Source organism: Deinococcus misasensis DSM 22328, assembly GCF_000745915.1.
Classification (GTDB): domain Bacteria; phylum Deinococcota; class Deinococci; order Deinococcales; family Deinococcaceae; genus Deinococcus_C; species Deinococcus_C misasensis.
The window spans coordinates 1-1,594 of sequence record NZ_JQKG01000100.1; the positions used below are offsets into that span (position 1 = coordinate 1).

Annotated in this window: 2 protein-coding genes; both read left to right on the forward strand. The window is 51.7% G+C overall.

All coding sequences use genetic code 11. The features are described from left to right. The first annotated feature begins 39 nt into the window (after window positions 1–39). Complete coding sequence (locus Q371_RS23265; RefSeq protein WP_245618439.1) at window positions 40–1,092, forward strand: IS630 family transposase; 1,053 nt, start codon at window positions 40–42, stop codon at window positions 1,090–1,092. A 5-nt stretch (window positions 1,093–1,097) separates the two neighbouring features. Beyond that, window positions 1,098–1,556 carry a hypothetical protein gene (locus Q371_RS23270; RefSeq protein WP_157442916.1) on the forward strand — a complete coding sequence of 153 codons (459 nt, stop codon included), beginning with the start codon at window positions 1,098–1,100 and terminating at the stop codon, window positions 1,554–1,556. Window positions 1,557–1,594 lie beyond the last annotated feature (38 nt).

Below are 1,594 nucleotides of genomic sequence, written 5' to 3' on the forward strand. Positions count from 1 at the left end.
TATTGGCACTCTGAAAAGTCGGTAGAGTAACGTGGTGGTATGGCATGGCGACCCGGACATCTGAGCCGCATGCAGCTCGAAGAGCGTCGGCTCCACTTCGCTCAGACCTATCTGACAGGAAAATACAACCACCAGCAACTATGTGACTTTTATGGCATCAGCCCTTCCACACTTTTTCTGTGGAAACGTCGCCTCAGACAGTATGGACTGTCAGGTCTGAAAGCGCGCAAACCACCAGGTAGACCTAGAATCCTTTCGGCTCAGCAGCAAGCCCAGTTGCAAACCTGGGTGCAAGAAGTGGCGACCGAACATGGTTTTGCTGATCCCACCTGGACCGTCCCACGGGTGCGGGACATGATTGGACTCCAGTTTGGCGTCTGGTACCACAGGAGTCATGTGTTTACCCTGCTCAAACAGTGGGGCTTTTCCTACCAGAAACCTGACCATCGGGCCATTGAGCGCAAAGAGGATCAAATCGCCCGTTGGATCACGACCCAGATTCCAGAAATTCAAGAAAAGGTGCGGCTGGGAGCCACTCTGGTCTTTTTGGACGAAACAGGTTTCAGTTTGAAAACCACCACACGCAGAACCTGGGCCACTCGGGGCAAAACCCCACTGGTCAAAACCCGAATGAATTGGGAAAAGCTTTCGGTCATTGGAGCCATCACCAGCACAGGAAAATTCTTTCAGCATACTGTTCTGGGCTCCTTCAAAGGACCCCATGTTGCCACATTCTTGGAGCACATCCTCAAGCACATCTCTGGAGACCTCTTGATTGTGCTGGACAACGGCGGTATCCATAAGACCAAAGCCGTGCAAGACGTGATCACCAGGCATCCAAGACTACAGCTGGTTTTCCTGCCTCCTTATGCTCCAGAGTTGAACCCTATTGAGCACCTCTGGGCCTATGTGAAACAGCATTTCCTGGGAAATCGGTTGTCGAAGAATCTCCAAGAGCTGAAGTCCAGACTCCGTCAAGCCTGGGGGAAGGTCCGAAGGTTAAATCTATCCTCCTACTGCGCCTCAGGACTCTGGAAAACGACCTCAGCCAAAGAGCCGAGTGACAGCATCACCGCTGCTGCTGGACAATAGGAGCTGTGATTTCATTTTTGGAATGGATAATGACAGGCAAGTTTCATGGCCTGTCGCTTGGGGCTACTCTTCAAGAAGTCAAAGCGGTGCTGGGAGAACCTGAAACTTATAGCATCACCAGGCGACCGGATGACCCTTTCATCAGCAAGTATGGTCGTCTACAGATCACCTTTGTAGAAGGCCTGGCAGAGAACCTCTATGTCAATGTAAGGGGTTATGGTCAGGATCCTGATTTCGCGGCTGACTGGCCATTGGCACCGTTCAGCCGGGGGGAGGTAGAATCGCTGCTTCTGGATCGGGAATTGCTGTGGTTTGAGGACCACCGACCTGTGACAGAGGAAGCAGATCTGGTGCTGACGTCAGGTGTAAGTGCCATGTTTCATGAGGGACAGTTATTCCGCTGGAATATGGGGACCTGGGAACAAAAGAGGGTCAAACTTTTCCAGCAGTTTTTCGGCCTCTGAACCGTCCAAAACTTCATCAAATTCCCCAAGGGTCAATA